Origin of the sequence: Rubrivivax gelatinosus IL144, from assembly GCF_000284255.1 — a bacterium.
Taxonomy (GTDB): domain Bacteria; phylum Pseudomonadota; class Gammaproteobacteria; order Burkholderiales; family Burkholderiaceae_C; genus Rubrivivax; species Rubrivivax gelatinosus_A.
On the sequence record NC_017075.1, the window covers coordinates 4424390 to 4445521 of the forward strand.

The 21132-nt window shown below is 57.2% G+C and carries 18 protein-coding genes; 17 read left to right on the forward strand and 1 reads right to left on the reverse strand.

Going from position 1 to position 21132, the window contains the following annotated elements:
• Nucleotides 1–44: 44 nt before the first annotated feature.
• Complete coding sequence (locus RGE_RS20130) at nt 45–1142, reverse strand: MraY family glycosyltransferase (protein ID WP_014430307.1); 1098 nt, start codon at nt 1140–1142, stop codon at nt 45–47.
• A gap of 220 nt (nt 1143–1362) precedes the next feature.
• Here RGE_RS20130 and RGE_RS20135 point away from each other — a divergent pair, with 220 nt between their 5' ends.
• The 17 genes from RGE_RS20135 (at nt 1363) to RGE_RS23420 (ending at nt 20579) form a co-directional block, all read left to right on the forward strand.
• A complete protein-coding gene (locus RGE_RS20135; RefSeq protein ID WP_158443103.1) occupies nt 1363–3231 on the forward strand; it encodes an SLBB domain-containing protein in 1869 nt (622 codons plus the stop codon).
• Between the two features lie 12 nt (nt 3232–3243).
• Nucleotides 3244–4377, forward strand: coding sequence for a Wzz/FepE/Etk N-terminal domain-containing protein (locus RGE_RS23410; protein WP_014430309.1), 1134 nt, complete (start codon nt 3244–3246; stop codon nt 4375–4377).
• A gap of 92 nt (nt 4378–4469) precedes the next feature.
• Nucleotides 4470–4934: a MarR family EPS-associated transcriptional regulator gene (locus tag RGE_RS23810; protein ID WP_232504960.1), complete on the forward strand. Its 465-nt coding sequence runs from the start codon at nt 4470–4472 to the stop codon at nt 4932–4934.
• A gap of 50 nt (nt 4935–4984) precedes the next feature.
• Nucleotides 4985–6106, forward strand: a complete 1122-nt coding sequence (gmd, locus tag RGE_RS20145; protein WP_014430311.1) for a GDP-mannose 4,6-dehydratase — start codon at nt 4985–4987, stop codon at nt 6104–6106.
• Between the two features lie 29 nt (nt 6107–6135).
• Complete coding sequence (locus tag RGE_RS24175) at nt 6136–7449, forward strand: lipopolysaccharide biosynthesis protein (RefSeq protein WP_014430312.1); 1314 nt, start codon at nt 6136–6138, stop codon at nt 7447–7449.
• Nucleotides 7450–7459: 10 nt separating this feature from the next.
• Complete coding sequence (locus RGE_RS23815; protein WP_014430313.1) at nt 7460–8566, forward strand: DegT/DnrJ/EryC1/StrS family aminotransferase; 1107 nt, start codon at nt 7460–7462, stop codon at nt 8564–8566.
• Nucleotides 8508–9233, forward strand: coding sequence for an acetyltransferase (locus tag RGE_RS24180; RefSeq protein ID WP_148280248.1), 726 nt, complete (start codon nt 8508–8510; stop codon nt 9231–9233). The genes RGE_RS23815 and RGE_RS24180 overlap by 59 nt, the downstream gene beginning before the upstream one ends.
• Nucleotides 9230–9469 carry an acyl carrier protein gene (locus tag RGE_RS20150; protein ID WP_014430315.1) on the forward strand — a complete coding sequence of 80 codons (240 nt, stop codon included), beginning with the start codon at nt 9230–9232 and terminating at the stop codon, nt 9467–9469. The genes RGE_RS24180 and RGE_RS20150 overlap by 4 nt, the downstream gene beginning before the upstream one ends.
• Nucleotides 9469–10236 carry an SDR family NAD(P)-dependent oxidoreductase gene (locus RGE_RS23415; protein WP_014430316.1) on the forward strand — a complete coding sequence of 256 codons (768 nt, stop codon included), beginning with the start codon at nt 9469–9471 and terminating at the stop codon, nt 10234–10236. The genes RGE_RS20150 and RGE_RS23415 overlap by 1 nt, the downstream gene beginning before the upstream one ends.
• Entirely contained in the window at nt 10233–11639 is a 1407-nt protein-coding gene (locus tag RGE_RS23820; protein WP_014430317.1) for an AMP-binding protein, read from the forward strand. Before RGE_RS23415 ends, RGE_RS23820 begins: the two co-directional genes overlap by 4 nt.
• Entirely contained in the window at nt 11633–12721 is a 1089-nt protein-coding gene (locus tag RGE_RS20160; RefSeq protein ID WP_014430318.1) for a LuxE/PaaK family acyltransferase, read from the forward strand. Before RGE_RS23820 ends, RGE_RS20160 begins: the two co-directional genes overlap by 7 nt.
• Nucleotides 12718–13932 (forward strand): acyl-CoA reductase, encoded by a 1215-nt coding sequence (locus RGE_RS23500; RefSeq protein ID WP_014430319.1) that lies wholly within the window; start codon nt 12718–12720, stop codon nt 13930–13932. The genes RGE_RS20160 and RGE_RS23500 overlap by 4 nt, the downstream gene beginning before the upstream one ends.
• A gap of 74 nt (nt 13933–14006) precedes the next feature.
• Nucleotides 14007–15326, forward strand: coding sequence for a glycosyltransferase (locus tag RGE_RS23825; protein ID WP_081528272.1), 1320 nt, complete (start codon nt 14007–14009; stop codon nt 15324–15326).
• 218 nt (nt 15327–15544) lie between these two features.
• The gene (locus tag RGE_RS23830; protein ID WP_014430321.1) at nt 15545–16258 is read left to right on the forward strand and encodes a glycosyltransferase; all 714 of its coding nucleotides are present in this window, start codon (nt 15545–15547) and stop codon (nt 16256–16258) included.
• Nucleotides 16245–17564 carry a hypothetical protein gene (locus RGE_RS25040; protein WP_014430322.1) on the forward strand — a complete coding sequence of 440 codons (1320 nt, stop codon included), beginning with the start codon at nt 16245–16247 and terminating at the stop codon, nt 17562–17564. The genes RGE_RS23830 and RGE_RS25040 overlap by 14 nt, the downstream gene beginning before the upstream one ends.
• An 838-nt stretch (nt 17565–18402) precedes the next feature.
• Nucleotides 18403–19623, forward strand: a complete 1221-nt coding sequence (locus tag RGE_RS23840) for a glycosyltransferase family 9 protein (protein ID WP_081528298.1) — start codon at nt 18403–18405, stop codon at nt 19621–19623.
• 191 nt (nt 19624–19814) lie between these two features.
• Nucleotides 19815–20579: a glycosyltransferase family 2 protein gene (locus RGE_RS23420; protein WP_014430325.1), complete on the forward strand. Its 765-nt coding sequence runs from the start codon at nt 19815–19817 to the stop codon at nt 20577–20579.
• Nucleotides 20580–21132 lie beyond the last annotated feature (553 nt).

The following is a 21132-nucleotide window of genomic DNA, read 5'->3' on the forward strand; positions in this document are numbered from 1 at the left end:
GCCAGGCAAGCGCCAACCCCGCGCGGCGGCGGCTGCGCCCGGCCTCAGCGCAGGCGATGCAGGTGCAGCCAGCGCGGCGAGCGAAAGCGCACGATGCGCCAGTACAGGCCGGTGTAGACGATGCCGAAGACGACGATGAAGCCGGCGAGCAGCGGCGTGCTGTTCCAGAACAGCATGGCCGGCACGATGGCCACCGAACACAGCAGCCACAGGTACGGCGACGTCATCGAGTTGCGGCGCACCTGCGAGCGCGGCCGGCGGCGTCCCTCGGCCCAGCGCATCACGCGACGGTAGATCAGCGAATGCAGATGGATGCCGTCGGGCGTGCTGGCCGACTGCTCGCGCAGCATCACGCGGCGGTAGATCGAGAACACGGTCTCGAACACCGGATAGACGCAGACCAGCAGCGGGAACATCGGCGACACGCCGGGGTTGCGCGCCATCAGCAGCACCGCCAGCTCGGCGACCATGAAGCCGAGGAAGTAGGCGCCGCCGTCACCGAGGAAGATCAGGCCGAGCGGGAAGTTGCAGACGAAGAAGCCCAGCACCGCGCCGACCAGCGCCACCGACAGCCAGACGATCAGCATGTCGTCGACCTGGAAGGCGACGTAGCCGATGGCCACCAGCATCAGCACCGCACACATCGACGCCAGGCCGTTGAAGCCGACGATGATGTTCAGCGAGTTGGCCACGCCGGTGACGGCGAACACCGTGAGCAGCGCCGCGACCGGGTAGAAGGACACCGCCCAGTCCAGCCCCGGGATGTCGGTGCGAGTGATCGTGGCGTCGAGCAGCGCGACCCCCAGCGCCGCGGCGATGGCCGTGAAGAACAGCCGCCGGCGCGGGCTCTGCGTCTTGGTGAGGTCTTCCGTGACCCCGGAGCCGAACGCCGGCAGCGAACACAGCAGCAGCAGCGCCGCCGGGCGCCAGACCTCGGGCGCGAGCAGGAACAGCAGCCCCGCCGCGGCCACCGAGCCGCAGAAGATGCCGACGCCGCCGACCCGAGGCACCGGCGCCGAGTGGAATTTCTGCGGCCCGGACAGGTCGTGGTCGGTAAGGTGGTGGGCGCCGCAACGTGCGTGATGGACCATCAGCAACGTGATCGACAGCGAGACCGCGAAGGCGCACAGCAGGATCCACATGAGTCTGATTCTACCGAGGCGGCGCGGCGCGTTACCGCCGATGTCGGCCGAGTTAATGAACGAAAAGAGGGGCCAGCGGGGCCGCTAGAATCCCTCGCGCGATTGCTTTGCGACGGCACCATCCGCGACTTGCAAGCCCCGCCCCGGGCTTGATAGCAACCCAGGCTTACAGCCAGCCTTCCAGGATCATCCGGCCCCCAATATGCATTGCGTTGATTCCATGTCTCGCTTGCGGCGGAACTTTGTCGCCATCTGTTTCGGATTGAGTGCCGCGTTCGCCGCCTACGCGCAGGACTCGGGCAGCACCCAGGTCGACACGGCGCCCGCCAGCAGCTCGATCCGGCTGCGCCAGGAGCCCGCCCAACAACAGCAGCAGGACCGGCGGCAACTTCCCTACGCGTCGAGCGCAGCGGATGACAAGGACAACGCGCTGCTTCGCCGCCGGCTGCCGCCGCCGGTCAGCGAGTTCGAGCGCTATGCGCGCAAGGCCGCCAACGAACCCGATCTGCGCCGCTTCGGCTACGACCTGGTCGAGCGCCTGCAGGAAGACCGCAGCGCCGACTACAACCCGTCGATCCCGGCCGACTACCTGGTGCGCGTCGGCGACGAGCTCGTCGTCACGCTGTGGGGCTCGGTCGATGCCGACCTGCGCCTGATGGTCGACCGCGGCGGCCGCATCAGCATCCCGCGCGTCGGCCCGGTGCTCGTGTCCGGCGTGCGCTACGCCGACTTGCCCGACGTCATTTCACGCCGGGTCAGCCAGGTGTTCCGCAACTTTCAGGTCAGCGTCGCGCTGGGCCAGCTGCGCGGCATGCGCGTCTACGTGACCGGCTTCGCCGACTCGCCGGGCCCGGTGGTCGTCAACAGCCTGTCGACGATGTCCCAGGCGCTGCTGGCCGCTGGCGGCCCGGCGGCGTCGGGCAGCTTCCGCAACATCGTGCTGCGCCGCGGCAAGACCATCGTCGCGCAGTTCGACCTTTACGATCTGTTGCTCAAAGGCGACCGTAGCGCCGACCAGATCCTCCAACCAGATGACGTGATCCACGTCGGCCCGATCGGCCCGCAGGTGGCGGTGGTCGGCAGCGTCAACCGGCACGCGATCTTCGAGATCAAGCGTGGCGAGACGGTGGACGATGCATTGCAGATGGCCGGTAGTTTCACATCGGTCGCCGACCTGAACCGCATTGCGTTGGACCGTCTCGGTAATGGCAATGCGAATCGATTGCTGCAATTGAGTCTGCCGGAGTCCGCCGCAATGCCGCTGGTCAACGGCGATATCCTGCGCGCATTCAACGCCGGGGATTTGGAGCGACCGGCAGGCACGCAACAAAAACGCGTTCGCGTTGAAGGCGAGGTCGCCCATCCGGGCGAATATGTCATGCCGGTGACGAGCACCGTCGCCGATGCCGTGCGCGCTGCAGGCGGGCTGACCTCCAACGGCTACCTCTACGCGACGGAGTTCACCCGCGAGAGCGTGCGCCGGACACAGCAACAGAACTACGAGCGGGCGCTGCGCGACCTGGAAGCCGACATCAACACGCAGGCTGCCACCCGGCGTGCGACCACGGCTGAAGAGGCCAATGGCATCGTCGCGACGACAGCCGTGACCAAGCGCTGGCTCGACCAGTTGCGCGAGCTGAAGCCGACTGGCCGCCTGGTGCTCAACCTGACGCCGTCCTCGGTGGAACTGCCCGATTTAGCCCTCGAAGACGGCGACCGCATCTTCGTGCCGGCACGACCGACGACGATCGGCGTCTTCGGCAGCGTCTTCAGCGCCGGCAGTTACCTTTACAACCCAAGCCGCAATGTCGGCGACTACCTGCGCCTGGCAGGCGGCCCGAAGAAAGGCGCCGACCAGAGCAGCGTGTTCGTCGTGCGAGCCAACGGCACGGTCGCCAGCAGCCTTCAGGAGTCCGGCTGGTTCACGCGAGGCAACGCGCTGGCGTCGACTGGTGTCCAGCCGGGCGACACGATCTTCGTGCCGGAAGAGATGGACAAGACGACGTGGATCCAGAACGCGAAGGACTGGACGCAACTGCTGTATCAGTTCGGCATTGGGCTGGCTGGTATCAAGAGCGCGGTGAACTGATACCAAACGAGTATGAACCAAGACCTGCGCCCTGAAGAACACTCTTCGCAAGCACCTGGCTCTGATACAGAAACGGCACTAACCCCTGCGGACATCCTCGCAGCCCTAAGATCGCGCCGGAAGCTTTTGACTCTTGCGCCAATATGCACCGGCATTGTGGTGCTGGGCGCCAGCTTCATGATCAAGCCGACCTTCACGGCAAGAACGACTTTTCTTCCACCCCAGCAACAGCAGAGCGCCACCTCCGCGGCGATTACTCAGCTCGGCGCACTTGCCGGCTTAGGGGGGAGCGCAGCGCTTAAGAGTCCGGCAGATCAATACGTCGCGCTGATGCAAAGCGAAACCGTATCGGACCGCATCATCGAAAAGTTCGATCTGATGCAGACCTATGAAGCAAAATATCGCTTCGAAGCGCGAAAGATACTCACAGAAAGCATCCGAATTTCAGTCGGAAAGAAAGACGGACTTATAACCGTCGAGGCAGATGATCATAGCCCAGAGCGCGCCGCAGAAATGGCCAATCAGTACGTCGTAGAACTTCGCCGTATGACCAGCGACCTCGCCCTGACGGAGGCGCAGCAGCGCCGGGTGTTCTTCGAGCAGCAGTTGAACTTGACACGAGACAGGCTCGAAAAAGCTCAACTCGCCCTCCAGGCCAGCGGGTTCAATCCTGGCGCCCTTAAAGCCGAACCCAAAGCTGCTGCCGACACCTATGCACGATTGGGCGCCGAAGTCACCGCCGCCGAGGTGCGCCTACAAACCCTGCGGCGTACCCTCGCAGACGGAGCGCCAGAAGTACAACAGCAGCTTGGTACTCTAACTGCACTGCGCTCGCAGTTGGCGAAAGCCGAAGCCTCCGGCCACACGAGTGACGCCGGAAGTGCCGATTACGTCAGCAGATACCGAGATTTCAAGTATCAAGAAACATTGTTTGATCTGTTCTCGCGACAGTACGAGATGGCGCGACTTGACGAGAGCCGCGAAGGCGCACTGGTGCAGGTGGTCGACGTCGCGCAGACGCCAGAGTGGAAGAGCAAACCGAAGCGGGCGCAGCTGACGATCACCGCCGGGCTGATCACTCTTGTGTTGCTGACACTGCACGTCCTTTGGCGCGAGTTCAATCCTTGGGCCACACGCAGGGCCTGATCCACGCTCAACCCCCAAAGTTCTCCCGTCCAAGAGCACCGCACGCCCAGTCACGGCCCCATTTGGAGTGGTACAGTTGCAGCGTTCAACGCATGAACACCGCCAGACCCATGCACCGTGACGAGACCGATCTTCAGGTACTGCGACAGCTTTTCGCCACGCCCGATGACAGCCAAAGGGCACTCGCCGCCCGACTGGGAATTAGCGTTGGAAAGCTGAATTATTGCCTACAGGCTTTGATTGCCAAGGGCTGGGTGAAAGTCAACAATTTTCGTCATTCAAACAATAAGCTCGCCTACACCTATCTTTTAACCACAAGGGGCATGCACGCCAAATTTAGTCTAACAAGATCTTTCATCGAACGAAAAGAAGAAGAGTTCGAGGCACTCCAGATTGAAATCAGGGACCTAAAGCGGGAGTTGGAAGCGGCGGGCATTGGGCGGGACTCGCCGCCATTCGACGAATCTATCGAGACATCCACTGGTCGATTTTTCCGAAACACTGAGGAACCTACGAGTCACGCCGACGATCACCTTAGCTTGCTCGGCAAGGCGTAACTCGGCTTCGGCCGCCGTAAACGGGCCGACAGCCAACTCCGGAATAGCGCATGCCCAAGAGAAAAGTTTCACTCATTACCGGCGTAACGGGCCAAGACGGCGCGTACTTGGCGGAACTCCTGCTCGCCAAGGGTTATGAGGTGCACGGCATCAAGCGTCGGGCGTCGCTGTTCAACACCGACCGCATCGACCACCTGTACCAGGATCCGCACGAGAAGAACCCGCGTTTCAAGCTGCACTACGGCGACCTCGCCGACAGCACCAACCTGATCCGCATCGTGCAGCAGGTGCAGCCCGACGAGATCTACAACCTCGGTGCGATGAGCCACGTGGCGGTCAGCTTCGAGGAGCCGGAGTACACGGCCAACGTCGACGGCATCGGCACGCTGCGGCTGCTGGAGGCGATCCGCATCCTCGGACTGGAGAAGAAGACGCGCTTCTACCAGGCGTCCACCTCGGAGCTCTACGGCCTCGTGCAGGAGATCCCGCAGAAGGAGACCACGCCCTTCTACCCGCGCAGCCCGTACGCGGTGGCCAAGCTCTACGGCTACTGGATCACGGTCAACTACCGCGAGGCCTACGGTCTGTACGCCTGCAACGGCATCCTGTTCAACCACGAGAGCCCGCTGCGCGGCGAGACCTTCGTGACGCGCAAGATCACGCGCGCCGTCGCCCGCATCGCGCTCGGCCTGCAGGACTGCCTGTACCTGGGCAACCTGTCGGCGCTGCGCGACTGGGGCCACGCCCGCGACTACGTCGAGATGCAGTGGCTGATGCTGCAGCAGGACCGGCCGGAAGACTTCGTCATCGCCACCGGCGTGCAGCGCAGCGTGCGCGAGTTCGTGCAGCTGGCCGCGGCCGAACTCGGCATCGAGGTCGCATTCACCGGCGAAGGTGTAGACGAGGTCGGCGTCGTCGAACGCGTGACCGGCAAGCGTGCACGCTGCAAGCCCGGCGAGGTCATCGTGCGCGTCGACCCGCGCTACTTCCGCCCGACCGAGGTCGAGACCCTGCTCGGCGACCCGACGAAGGCCCGCGAGAAGCTGGGCTGGACGCCACGCACGACGCTGGCCGAACTCGTCAAGGAGATGGTCGAGGCCGATTACGAGGCCGCGCGCCGCGACAGCCTGGTCAAGCTGGCCGGCTTCACGGCCTACGACCACCACGAGTGAAGCCCGCACACGGTCCAGCAGGACGAGTGATGAAACGCATCGACGCACGCACCGCGCGCGTGGTGATGACCGCAGGAGCTACTTACCTAGGTCGCTTCGGCACAGGGGTCGTTGTACTCATCACGCTTCCGATGGCAAAGCAGCATCTCCACCCGGAGTTATTTGGTGTCTGGATGATGCTGAGCGCCTTGCTCGGCTTCATGGCATTCGCTGACCTCGGAATCGGCAACGGCGTACTAAACAGGACCACTCATGCGCAGGCAACAAACGACAAGAAATTGCTGCTGCGCACACTGGCATCAGGGTATGCATGCACGACATTCGTAGCATCCGCATTATTTGCCGCATGGATTACCTGGGCGCATTACAGCGAAGAGCCGACAATAATCGCCGGCACAATAGCACAAACACATAAATCAGACGTACTCACGGCCTTGACGGTTTTCGCCGCCGTGTTGGCCTTAAACATACCGGCCAGTCTGATCCAGCGTGTACAGCTAGGCATGCAGCAAGGCTATTGGAACGGCATCGCCCAGTTCGTCTGCGCCATATTAACACTAGCTGCTGTGCCGTTGACGCTCCAGCATGACGGAAGCGTGGCGGGACTGGTGCTTGCGACCCTAGGAATACAAGCGGGCGTAAATATCGTCAACACCCTCATCTGGCTGGCCCGCCACGGCCTGCTTGACCCGAGCGAATGGCGCAACACGTTGGATTTCCCGACCGTAGGCGCATTACTGCGCAGTGGAAGTCTATTCTTATCACTGCAACTGGCGGCAGCTTTCGCTTTTCAATCTGACTCGATCGTAATTACCCAAACACTAGGACAGGCGGCCTACGGGGATTTCGCCGTGACGCAGAAGCTATTTCTTTTCGTGTCCATGGTTCTCAGCGCATCACTAGTAGGACTATGGCCAGCCTTCGGCGACGCAATCGCCAAAAGGAACACCGATTGGATTATCAAGACGCTTTGGCGCAGCGCTATCGGCGCCGCTTCTGTCGCACTCGCATCAGTCCTCGCCCTGTCCGCCGCTATGCCGTGGATTATGAAGAACTGGATGCATGGGCAGGTTAACCCTAGCTGGAGTCTAGTGGCGGCACTTGCTACATGGACAGTCATCGATGCCGCGGCGAATGTTCTAGGAGCATTCATGAACGGCGCAAATATTCTCCGGGCTCAGCTTTTCTTCGCAGTCACAATGGCCATTTGCGCATTTGGCGCAAAATGGTTACTCACACCCACACTTGGAACCACCGGCGCAGTACTCGCCACCATTCTAGCCTATTGCCTCATCTCGGTTCCGGGGCAAGTTTATATATTCAAGAAGGCACTTAAATCGTAGGAGCCACAACGTGAGCCAAATCAAGATCCCGATCTATAAGCCCGACTTGGGCGGCAACGAAAAGAAATACGTCAACGAGTGCCTCGACACGTCTTGGATTTCATCTCGTGGACGGTTCGTCAATGACTTTGAACTCAGCTTCGCCCGACGCATAGGCATCGAGCACGCCGCGTCAGTGAGCAACGGAACCGTCGCCCTGCACTTAGCGCTGATGGCGCTGGGCGTTGGACCGGGGGACGAAGTCATCGTACCAACCTTGACCTATATCGCCTCTGCCAACGCCGTCGCATACACCGGCGCGACACCGGTTTTCGTTGATTCGCTTCGTTCCACTTGGCAACTCGATCCAGAAGACGTTCGCCGCCATATCACTCCACGAACCCGCGCGATCATGCCAGTCCACCTGTATGGGCAGGCATGCGACATGGACGCGTTGGCGGCGATTGCCGAGGAACATCGACTGTTTATCGTTGAGGATTGCGCCGAGGGTTTCGGCACCCTCTACAAGGGGCGCCATGTCGGGACATTCGGTGACATTTCAACGTTTAGCTTTTTCGGCAACAAAACGATTACCACCGGCGAGGGCGGAATGGTGGTATCCAACGACAAGACGCTGATCGAACGCGCTCGTCATTTGAAGGGACAAGGGCTCGCGGCCCATCGCGAGTATTGGCACGATGTTGTCGGCTACAACTATCGGATGACAAATATCCAAGCCGCCATCGGATTAGCGCAACTGGAGCGCGCAGATGAGTTCATTCAAAATAAGCGCGAATTGGCAAGCCGGTACGAGAAGGCATTAAGCGACCTACCATTGGAGCCCCACGCGGAGGCACCAGAAACAGTTCACAGTTATTGGATGTATTCAGTCTTAGTGAAGCATCCAGATTTGCGCGATCCGTTGCGGCGACACTTGGCCGCGGCAGGCGTTGAAACCCGCCCATTGTTCTATCCGTTGCATACGATGCCGATGTATTCACGCAGCTATCGCAAACACAGCGTGGCGGAAGACCTTGCCTGGCGGGGAATTAACTTACCAAGCTGGCCCAGCATCCCCGATGACCAGTTCGCCCACATCGTCGCTACGATCCGAGACTTCTATGATCACAGATCGTGATTGCCTCGGCTCGGCTCAAGCGCAGGTGATCATCGTTGGTGCAGGCGGCTTTGCCGAAGAGGTGATCGATTATCTCCGCGCTACGTCCGGAGTATGTATAAGCGGGATTGTTGACGATTACCTGCGAAACGATGTCCCGACACATGTTCGCGGAGTGCCATTCCTAGGATCACTGGCAGCGGCCATGGCGCAGCATCCGGAAGCCAGATTCGTGGTTGCCGCAGGTAAACCGGCGTTTCGCGAAGAGGTCTGCGAAGCTTTGTTGAGCCAGGACCGCCAGTTGCATACAGTTATTCACCCATCGGCATTGGTCGCGTCCGATGCTTCCATCGGCGCCGGATGCATCATCGCACCATACGCCATTGTCAATGCGGGGGCGGATCTGGAGATCGGGAGCGTGCTGAACGTTTTCTGCAGCGTCGGCCATGGAGCGAGCGTCGGCCCGTACTCGGTGCTTTCACCATATGCCGCAATCAACGGATGGGCCAAGGTCGGTCGGGCCTGTTTTTTAGGTACTCGCGCGACTGTATACCCGCGGGTTCGAGTTGGTGACCGTTGCGAGATCGACACCCACTCTTACGCAAAGGCAGACGTAGACGACCGAATGATAGTAACCGTTCGCGGCGAATACAGAGTGCTAAAGAATCGTTTGGAGAAACAGCAATGATTAATCAAGAAAAACTGGTGCAAGCTTTCGTCATTGCCCTCGGAATCTCGGAGTCGTCCGTTGTCGACACGCTTACTTATGAGAGCATTCCGCAATGGGATTCAGTAGCGCACATGGCGCTAGTCACTGAACTAGAGGCCGCCTTTGACGTTATGTTGGATACAGAAGAAATCCTCGCGATGAGCTCCGTCGCAGCAACGCGAGAAATCTTAATTAAGCACGGCGCTGAGTTCTGATGGAGACGCCGTTGAACCCGACAAGCCTTTCGGGAAAAATCTGTCTGATTACCGGTGCTACACGAGGCATCGGTTTGGCATCAGCACGACTGTTCGCGGAAAACGGCGCCACGGTGGCGTTAGTCGGGCGCAATCAAAGCGAACTTGAGCGACATGCCTCCGAGCTTGATGCAATGGCGGGGCGTCCATGTGCAAGCACGTTTGTTTGCGATGTGTCGGATGACACTGCGGTCAGGGAACTGTTCCAGGCGGTGTTCAGGCAGTACAGGCGCCTCGACGTGCTGCTGTCCAACGCTGGAGTCCTGGATGATGCCTTGCTTGGCATGATCACCCGTGGACAAATTCAGCGCGTTTTCGGAACAAATACATTCGGGCTACTGTACTGCGCGCAGTATGCGAGCCGCCTCATGGCGCGCAGTGGCGGCGGCAGCATTATCAATGTCGCTTCAATTATTGGCGCCAACGGCAATGCCGGACAAGCTGTTTATGGGGGCAGCAAGGCAGCCGTGATCGGAATCACCAAATCCCTCGCAAAGGAGCTTGCCCCAAACCAGATCCGGGTAAACGCCATTGCTCCCGGCTTTATCGACACCGCAATGACCCGAGGCTTGCCGCCGGCAAAATTTGAGCAGCGCCTTGCCAGCATCGCGATGGGACGCATCGGAACGCCAGACGATGTCGCACGTACCGCACTGTTTCTTGCGAGCGATTTATCGGCTTATGTGACCGGCCAATGTATCGGTGTTGATGGCGGCATGTTGATATGACCCGTTTTTGGGAAGACTATGCGCTGCGTCGGGCCAAGGTGTATGCCGGCGAAGGGACCGGCTGGATTGGCGGAGGCGAACTCGGGGTCCTGGCCGATGCGGCCGTTAGTCATTTGCCCTCGCGCACCGTATTCGCGCTGCTTTTCGCCTCGAACCTCCCAAGCGTCGCCACATACCTTGGCGCTCTGCGCAATGGCCATATTCCGCTGCTCCTGTCGAGCGAACTATCAGAAACCTTGTTGGCAACGCTCTGTGAGCGTTACGACATCGGTTTTGTATTTGATGGTGGCGCCGAGGCTTGGCGTCGTGCCAGCACTGTTGCAGAGGCGGGGCCACTAGTCCATCCCGCGCTCGGCTTGCTGATGTCGACATCGGGTAGCACGGGCTCACCAAAGTTAGTGCGTCTGTCGCTTGATAACCTGGCCAGTAACGCTGCGAGCATTTGTCAGTATCTCAGCTTAACCCTTGATGACCGAGCGATGACTTCGCTTCCCTTGAGCTACTCGTATGGGCTCTCGGTGTTGAACAGTCATTTGGCCGCAGGAGCAGGGGTGGTACTCAGCGAAGCCGCAATTACGACCCAACCGTTTTGGCAGCTGTTCCGCGCACAGAAGGTCACGGGCCTTGCCGGGGTTCCCACTAGTTGGCGCATGTTGCGGAGAATGCGGTTCGAACGCATGCAGCTGCCCAGCCTCCGATACATGACACAGGCTGGGGGTAAGCTGGATCCGGATGAGATCATTTGGCTTGGCGAGTTGGCGGCAAATACTGGGCGAAGCGCGTACATAATGTACGGCCAGACCGAGGCTACTGCCCGAATCGCATACTTGCCGCCGGACCTGATCTTACAGAAACCGGGAAGCATCGGACATGCGATTCCCGGAGGTGAACTGGGAATCGTCGATGCCCTAGGTGAAGCTATAGAGGAGCCGGACATCGAAGGGCAACTGACGTATCGGGGACCGAACGTCATGCTAGGGTACGCAGAGTCGGTGGCAGATTTTGCCCGCGGCCCCGATGTTGAATCACTAAATACCGGAGACTTAGCGCGACGCGACCGCGATGGCCATTACTGGATCACCGGGCGGATGAAAAGTTTTGTCAAACTCTTTGGCAACAGATTCGGATTGGACGAAGTAGAGCAAGAACTTCGGCGAATGGGATTTGAAGCTGGCGCAGTCGGTCGAGACGACTTACTGATGATCGGCGTCGTTACGTCGCCGGAAAAGATCCCGGCACTTCGCCAACGGTTAGCTGAACACTATCGCTTACATCAATCAGCACTAAGCTTTTTTTCTCTTGACCGACTTCCACGCAACGACGCGGGTAAGCTGCTACATGGGGAACTGCAGCACATACTCGATCACCTTGCCGCATCGCCCACGAACACACCAAAATGGTAACCAGTTTTCTGGATTGGCCGGTCTATGGCTTGGGTGCAACCGACAAACGTGCACGCCTTGACTCGTTGCTCAATAGCTTGACTAAGCATCATAGGGACCATTGCGAACCCTACGCTCGCATACTGGCCGCGCGTGGTTACCGTGTACAAACAGTCGCTGCGGCGGAAGACATACCGTGGTTGCCGGTGCGTCTTTTCAAGATGTACGACTTGCGTAGCGTGACTTCTAACCACATATTTAAGACACTAACATCTTCCGGCACCACAGGCCAATCGCCGTCGCGCATCGCGCTGGACAAGTCAACTGCCGCAAATCAAACGACTGCACTCGTACGAATAATGCAGGAATTTTTGGGCAAGGCGCGTTTGCCAATGCTCATCATCGACCATCCAGGCGTCATTAAGGACAGATCTAGTTTTTCAGCGCGCGGCGCCGGAATCTTGGGCCTTGCTAACTTCGGGCGCGGTCACGTCTACGCGCTGAACGACGACATGAGCCTGAACATAAACGCCGTTCGCAATTTTTGCCGACAGTATTCCGGAACGCCGAAGCTGGTGTTTGGATTTACGTTCATGATCTGGCAATATTTCCTACATGAACTCGAAATGCTGGGCGAGACCCTCAACTTGACTGATTCGACACTGTTTCATAGCGGTGGCTGGAAGAAACTAGAGGCAATCGCGGTTGATAACCAGGAGTTTAAACGCCGTTTGCGCGCCGCGTGTGGCGCCATACGCATCCACAATTTCTACGGCATGGTCGAACAGGTTGGATCTGTTTTCGTTGAATGCGAGCAGGGACATCTTCATGCCCCAGCGTTTGCAGACGTAATTGTGCGCGATCCCATCACGTGGCAAGTCATGCCCGCACACAAACCGGGAGTTATTCAGGTTCTTTCGGCATTGCCGCAAAGCTATCCTGGGCACAGCCTGCTGACAGAAGATCTTGGTACGCTGCTAGGCGAAGACGATTGCAGCTGCGGACGTCGAGGGCGTTACTTCCATGTGCATGGGCGCATGCCGCGCGCCGAGATTCGCGGCTGTAGCGACACGCAAACCACTCCAACCCGCGCCTCGAAATGACGTCAGCCGATCTGGATGTAGTCCTTCCAAAAGGAGCGACCGTCGAAGCTGTCGTCAGCTCCAGCAATCTTCCACCGTTTGGTAAAGTTCAATTGGCTTTTGCCAATGAGTTGGCGAAGGCGCTTACCAGGTCGCCTGCAGTACGGGCCTTTCCGGAGCTCGTCGCTTTGGGTTTTTGGCTGCGGGCCGCAAATCTCACGAAAATCATAGATAGTTTTTTATCCACACGATTGGATGAAATCCATCTTGCGCGAGGCTTGGTCTTCCATGTGTCACCGTCAAACGTTGACACAATCTTCGTTTACTCATGGTTTGTGTCGCTACTGTGCGGAAACCGAAACATCATTAGGCTATCAAGCAAGAGCAGCCCGCAAACCTCCGCACTTCTCACAGTGCTGGAACGCCTGCTATCACAGGATGAATGGAATGACATCGCCAAGCGGACCTTGATAGTGCGCTATGGACATGACGTAGCGGCTTCTTCTGCACTTAGCGCCTGCTGCGACGTACGCGTGATCTGGGGCGGCGACGCGACAATCAATACCTTTCGTAGCATTCCCCTTAATCCAAGAGCCACCGAGCTCGCGTTTGCAAACAAGTTCTCCCTTGCGGTACTCGACGCCTCTTCGGTGGCAAACGCGCAAGATAGAGCGACACGCCAGCTCGCAGCCAACTTTTACAACGACGTTTACTGGTTCGGGCAGATGGCGTGTTCATCGCCACGAATGGTCATCTGGCTCGGTTCTGCCGAAGAGGTTGAGCTGGCGTGCAGTTCATTCTGGCCCGCACTAAAGAACGAGCTCGATCGGCGGGAATTTGCAATCGCTGCGCCGGACCATATGAATAAAGAGGTTCTTGCAGACGCGCTTGCCATTGACGATCCGTCGGTGAGGATTACAGAACCAGACGCCAGGATTACCAGAGTTTGGATGAGCTTGGCACGTGCACGCGATGACTTGCACTGCGGCGCCGGCCTGTTCCACGAAGCTCGCATCAACTCTCTGGACGAACTGAACTCAATCCTTGACCGAAAGATTCAGACCGTAAGCTACTTCGGGATTCCCCTTGAGGATTGGTCGAAATACTTGCGCACTTGCCTGCCCACGGGTATCGACCGGATTGTGCCGATAGGCAGCGCTTTGAATTTTGATTCAGTATGGGACGGACAAGACATGCTTGTTTCGTTCACCCGACAGATTACGATTCGATAAAGTCCACAAATAGCTAGGCCGGCACCCCATCTTACGCCCCGCAAACAAGTAGATATCACTCGGTCCAGCCAGGCATGCTGCAGAAAAACACAATTCAAACCTTAGAAGGACGATCAGCCGAAGCCGGCTATGGGATAGTTGGCGGCAGCCACGATGGCACCGCGCCTTTCCCAACTACCTTGGTTCGTCGTATCGGCATCCTTGCCGAAGGGTTTGCGGAGTGGGGGGGAGGAATTGACTTCCTAAGGCTAATCTGTAGCAGCATTCTCGCTGCGGACCCGACGGTCGAACTACATCTTTTGCTGCCAGACCGCGGCCCCCGCCTCGCGACGATTAGGGCTTTGCGCGGAGTGAAGCGAGCGCTGATCTCGACGTTGGTAGGTTACAGCGTCAGCGAAGAAGCAAAGCGACCGACCAGTCAGCATATTGCCGACCTCATCGGAGAGGCGGAAGCAGTGATTCACGCGCACACGATCGATATCGGATCTGGAGCGGTAGCGCGCGCGGCCCGTCGACTTAAGCTCGATGCAGTACTACCTGCGATTAAACCTCTTCAAGTCGGCAAGGATCTTCCTTGGCTCGGGTATATCTACGACTATCAGCACGTTCATCTGCCACAGCTGTTCTCACCCCAGGAAATCAAGCGTCGCGACGACGATTTTTCTCGGATGTTAGAACTCGCTCGTTGCGTTATTGTCAACGCTAGAGCCGTTGCGGCGGATATCAAGACCTATCATCCTCAACATCGCGCCAAGATACTTACATTACCCTTCGCCGCAGCACCCAACCCTCGCTGGCTAGAGTCCGCGCAGGCACCGACAGCGAAGTACGGCATCACCGGTAGATATTTCATCGTCTCCAACCAGTTCTGGCAGCACAAGGACCACCTGACCATCTGGCGCGCGTTCGCACGAATAAGGCAAGATCATCCTGACATCAGATTGGTTTGTACCGGCGAGACCCAGGACTACCGAAATCCCAACCACATGGCAACGTTGTCCGCGGAGGCAGATCGACTGGGAATTACGGATCGACTACATATACTCGGTCTTATACCAAAATCGGACCAAATCGCGCTGCTGCGTAACGCCATCGCGGTGATTCAGGCCACCTTGAGTGAAGGAGGTCCGGGTGGAGGGTGCATTTTCGACTCGGTATCACTCGGTGTTCCTAGTATCGTTTCGAATATACCAGTCAATCTGGAGCTGAATGAACCGACAGTGAGGTTCTTTAGAACAGGGGATCCGGATGCTCTAGCAGGCGCCATGCATGAGCACATAGTACGCCCGCCTTCCGCCCCGCCGTCCAAGGATCACCTCGTTGGTGAAGGGCAGAGACGCCGCATCGCCTGCGGACGGAGTTTACTGATTGCCGCCGCGGAAATGATGGTTTGAAACAAGAATTATTTTGGGCGTCGTTTCATAGCATGATTTGCTGACACCTCACGTAGCACACGTTTTGTCTGCATATAGACCGCGCAGGTACAGTGGCGCCCTCGAATCACCGCCCTGAGAAATCGCGCGACGCGTAGCAGGCATTCGCAATATTTTCGGGCCGCATCAAGAACGCTGTTTTCACTCGGGGCTCGACACGAAACATTACTGTTATCCCGATGGCGAAGCTCACTATTGGAATAGTAACCTACAACGCCGCCCAGGTATTGGAATGCGCGCTTCTTAGCATTATCCAGAAAAAGTCTACAGCGGTAGAGCTTATTGTCGTCGACGGCGCATCGACCGACGGAACCGTCGAAATCATTCGACGATACGCGAACAGTATCGATCACTGGGTGTCTGAGCCAGATCTTGGCATATATGACGCCATGAACAAGGTCTGCGCGTTGGCAACAGGTGACTGGTTGCTTTTCATCGGAGCAGACGATGAGCTTGCAGCTTCACCCGAGAACATTCTTCAACATCTAACCGAAGCTAACTCGATCTACTACGGCAACGTTCAGATTCAACGCACTGGCAGGGTTCAGGGGGGTCGATTTACAAGATATCGACTGATGCAAGAAAACATCTGCCATCAGGGCCTGATGTATCCGAGAAGCGTCTACAAGAACTGTGCGTACAAAATCGATGCGGGCATGATGGCAGATCACCTCTACAACATCGAGAGATGGGGCCAAGGATTCAGATTTCGGCATCTAAACTTGACAATTTGCCGCTTTAATGACGCGGGGCGCTCGAGCATTCCGGATGCAAGTTTGGAAGCAAGGAAACTTGTAGCCATTCGCGATAGCTTCGGTCTTGCTTGGTACTTCTTGAAGCGCGCGCGCAGTACCGCGGCGAATCTATTGAAACACAGAAATGCCGCCACTTGAATATATAAGTCAATCGCTCGAGTGGTGGGATCTATATGCCCTACTGGCAGTAGCCGCAGTTATCGCACACTGGTTACTAATTCGCCGCTGGACTGTCGGAATCTATGATCCGCTGCTGCTTGTTTTGTTGTCAAATGCGTTTGGCTGGGCCATCGTCATATTCATGACGATTCGGCACGATATCCAAAACGTATATACGGGCTCGTTTCTCGCATCGCAGCTGGCGTTATATTTGGGAATGGAGTTGGCTGGTCGACAACGACCCACCACTTGCGTTAATCGTGTGGTGCATCGAGTCAAGGATGACCCTTGGGTGCCGGTACTTATATTCGGGACTTCTGCCCTGGCTCATAGCGTCAGCACCCTGGCAACCTGGACTCTAGTTGGCATCCCGCTCTTTCGCGCATCTCGTTTGGGCGCTTTTCAAGGGTCAGGTGGCCTTGGTGTCATTGAGCGCTTATCAGACTCTTGCGCGCTCATCGCCGCATTTTCTCTAGTCTACTTGCTGGTATTTCGCCCGAAGTTGCGGCGCAACGTCTTCGTCATTGCCTACGCGATATTTCATCTCACAGCGCTCGCATTGTCGGGCTCCAAAGGTGCGCTGATGAGTGCGGTCCAGATTGTTCTGTCGCTACTGTTCGTCTTCACTGCACTGAGCGGAAAGCGGGATCGTTTCTGGGGAGGCAGGGCGGGGAAGATTTTTCTCCTGTCAGCAGTTGCTTTTGCCGTCATCGTCCTCACGATTCAAGAAGATAGTGATCTCACCTTGGCAGTACTCGGCCTGGTTTATCGAATCGTTAGCTACGGTGACGTTTACATTTACGCGTATCTGAACTCGACTGTAGAACTGATCGTCGGCGACAATCCCGTGATTGGCATGCTCGGCGGTTTTCTAAGCACTTTTCGCCTTCTTCCCGTAGACTCGATATATCCCAGCATGGGATACCAGCTTACAAACCTCATATTTCCGGAGGTAGACGTCATTGTAGGCCCCAACCCGCAGCACGCGGTCTTTGCCTACCACTACTTCGGCATATTTGGTTTTATTTTTTCATTTTTCATTGGCTGCGCTATTCGCGCAGCACAGAAAACTTTTTATTTTGGCCAGCAACGCACTTTCGTTAGCGGTCTGTCGGCATTTTGTCTGTACTTTTGTATAGCAGGCTTGTGCGTTGATTTCGAATACGGCCTATCGCGCCTCGCGAGCTTGCTGATTGGCTATTGCGTGACAGTCGCGCCCGCGCTCTATCTACGCCCGCATGCTCCTCTTGCTTTGATGCGAAATCGGCACTTGGACGTCAATTGAAATACACATACTGAATGCTTGAAAAAACTCCGGTGTGCGCCGTCGGGGTCTGCTATGACCTTGATCCTGTGAGCTTCGCATCTCGTCTCCGGAAAATCGCTCGTCGACATGGCGCGACATTAGACCTCGTTGTCGTTGCGAACAATCCCCGGCACGCTATGGCGATGGCACCAAGTTGGTTTGATCTCGTCCCGGGAAGCAATGAGTTGCTAGATTTTTCGGGGTACTTTGAGGGCCTTCAGCGACATCAAAGCAGGGCCTCAATAATACAATGTCGCAGTGTACTCTTTGTTAATGACAGCCTATTTACCAAACACGCTGCCGAACAGATTCTTGGGCGTGTTCTGCGGCTGGAGCCACTAGTTCAACAAATACTCCCCCCAGCAATCTGCGGGAAACTGGATTGCTATCGTTCGTTCGCCATGAACAATCCTTGGAGTGGACTGCCAGGCTATATCACTTCGTTTTGCTTCGCCCTCAACAAAGAGGCTTTGCAGTCTCTGGAACGGCTGCCAGCTCTCGCAGAGCTTGATGGGGTAGACAGCACACTGATGCCTGATAGTTCGGACTGGGGACGAGGGTTGCCGACTGTTATCCGCGAATATCTGAGGGCTCACTTGTCCTATCCCAGCTCGCCGTATCGCTGGCCGCGCGCCGCAAACGCCTCAACCCAACTGCTCAGCCGCAAGGCGGCATGCGCGTATTTTGAGCATCGCATGTCCGGCGTCATTGGATCGAGCGGCGTATTGCTACCAATCAATGCGGGTCCGCGAGCCGAGGCGTGTATTGCGTTCAGCGAGGCGCTCGCACGTGTCACACGCCGCCTGGGAAGGTGAAAATGATCGGCGTGATTACTGCGGTAGATATTGGACTCGCGGCCTTGAATTTCGGTCAAAGTCTTTTATGCCGTCTGCCCGGAAGCAAGAGAACGCCGACCGCAGACGTGCGTTCGCGCCCGGCTGTGCTGGTGGTACGATGCGACGCAAAAATTGGTGATTCGCTGCTTTGTCTTCCGTTTATTCGATATGTACGACAGTCATATCCTGAGCACGAAATTCATTTGCTACATCACGCTAGCGCCAGGGCGATATTTGAGCAATGTTCGGACATTGATCGTCGTATCGAAATTACGTGGAATCCTTCTTCGCCATTGTCCATTTGGCATAGGAGAAAACTCTGCGCCGCCACATTCGAGGCCATAGAGCCTGGAGTTTCTTATGATGCGGCGTTTGCCCCACGATGGGATTACGACCTATTTGGACCGTTTATGCTCTGGTATTCCGGCGCAAAACAGCGCATTGGATTCTCCAGCAAAAATAATCTTCGACGCCGCCTACGAAATTTTGGGAGCGACAGCCTATTTACCCGCACAGTAACTGACGTTTCCGTTCGTCACGAATCAATACGCGCCATCCGCCTGCTTGACAGGGATATAGCCGGACTTTCGAAATCACTACCATCGATTAACTACCGATGGTCGGCAGGTGATTTTCAATGCGTATGCGAAAGGTTGGCGGCGCTACGGATCGATACACGCCGATTGGTGGCGCTTGCCCCAGGTGCGGCCGGCGCCAGACGCCAATGGCCGCTTGATCGTTTCGCTGAACTTGGGCGGAGATATACGCAAGCGTTGGGTGCGGAAGTTATTTTGCTCGGAGCGCCTAGCGAAGCACAGGCTTGTGAAAGAATCTGCGCTGAAGCAGGAGTTCGTCTTCAAAACAACTTCGCGGGCAGATTGACACTCGCGCAGAATGCTGCGTTGTTGTCGCTAGTGGAGCAGTTCGTTGGCAACGATAGTGGCTTATCCCACTTAGCCGCAGCAGCAGGTTGTCCAAGCATCGTGCAGATATCCTGCCACCCATTGACGGGCGACGACAATCACGCAAATTCACCACTGAGGTTCGGCCCAAGCAGTCAGTACGCTACAGTTCTACAACCCAGCGTGCCTGCAGCACCCGAATGCAAGCATGGCTGCACGCATGATGATGCACCACACTGCATTCTAGGCGTCACAGTAGATCAGGTATGGGACGTAGTTGTAGGTACTCGGCGAAATTAGTTCGCGCCAACAGGCTCACGCATCATTGAAGATTTTCGGCACAGCTAGCATTTAGGCGCGCTTTCATGCCTTTAACAAAAATCCGACTTAACCGGCACACAGGCGAGGCAACCTGAGTTAATACAAATTGCGCAACTAGACCTCAGCAACGCCATGAGTCGCTGCGACACTGCAATCAAGGGACTGTATTAATGGGATCGGGCGTATCAATTTCAGTTATTACCGCCACCTGGAACTGCGCGAACACATTGACCGACTGCCTTCAATCGGTCGCCGACCAGGATTATAAAAATCGCGAGCACATCATTGTTGACGGCGCTAGTACTGACGGCACCATTGAACTCATAAACAGCCGAATCAATCAGATATCGATGTTCATGAGTGAACCCGACACAGGAATTTACGATGCATTGAACAAAGGTCTCAGACTCGCAAATGGCGATATTGTTGGATTCCTGCATGCCGATGACATCTTCGCGCATCGCAGCGTTCTTTCGCGAGTATCGGAAGCCTTTCGGGATGATAGAGTCTGCGCCGTATATGGCGATCTCGAGTATGTGCAGCAAGGCGATTTAACGAAGGTCGTTCGTCGCTGGCAGAGCAGAGAATTTCGGCAACGTGACCTCAAATGGGGCTGGATGCCCGCACATCCCACCCTTTACGTGCGGCGGGAGTGGTATTCAAGAATCGACGGCTTCGATTCCAGTTACCGTATATCTGCCGATTACTTTAGCGTGCTGAAACTTTTCACGCAGCCCGATTTTCACGCCGAGTACATACCTGACGTACTTGTTAAGATGCGACTTGGTGGCGCGAGCAACAAGTCGCTACGGGCAATCGCACGAAAGACGCGGGAGGACTGGCGCGCGCTACGGTCATGCAACATCGGAAGGGTCGGCGCCGCCTGTGCAATAACTTGGAAGAACCTGAGCAAACTTCCCCAGTTTTTGCCATAGACCAAGCGGTCGATCATCAGAATCCCGGACACAGCACGGTCAGTATCGCGCGCGATGCAGCAAAGCCGACAAGGACCGAATGTTGCGAGCGGTTAGCGACGCGATATTTGTGGCTGCGAGTGGCGCCCTTTTTTCCCCGATGATGAGGCAGCGCCTGTTTTCGATCGGACGGCTGCAACGCCGAGCCCGCGTATAGGGAAGATCGTTGGTCTCGCCAGTGTCACGCAGGCAGATCCTGCTGGACGACGCTATCAGGCGCTCCGCAGCGCTCGTGTCGTACCAAGGCGCGGCGGACATTGCTGAGTGTTGGCGAGGCGACCAATGCCACACACACCGTTCTACGCGCCTGCACGCCGTTAGCGGCGTCTGCAGCCTTAGCGGGATCTCTGGCTGTCGAGGTGCTTCCCGCGCTTTGAGCTGCTGGTGTCACCGGCCCGGTCGACGCGGCAGTTTCGCAGTGCGGGGCCCACGGCTCCAAAACAGTCTGTGTTACGAGGGGCCGGGCGCGAACGAAACGCGGTGCGTCCTCGGACCGCTCGGCGACGCCTCGACG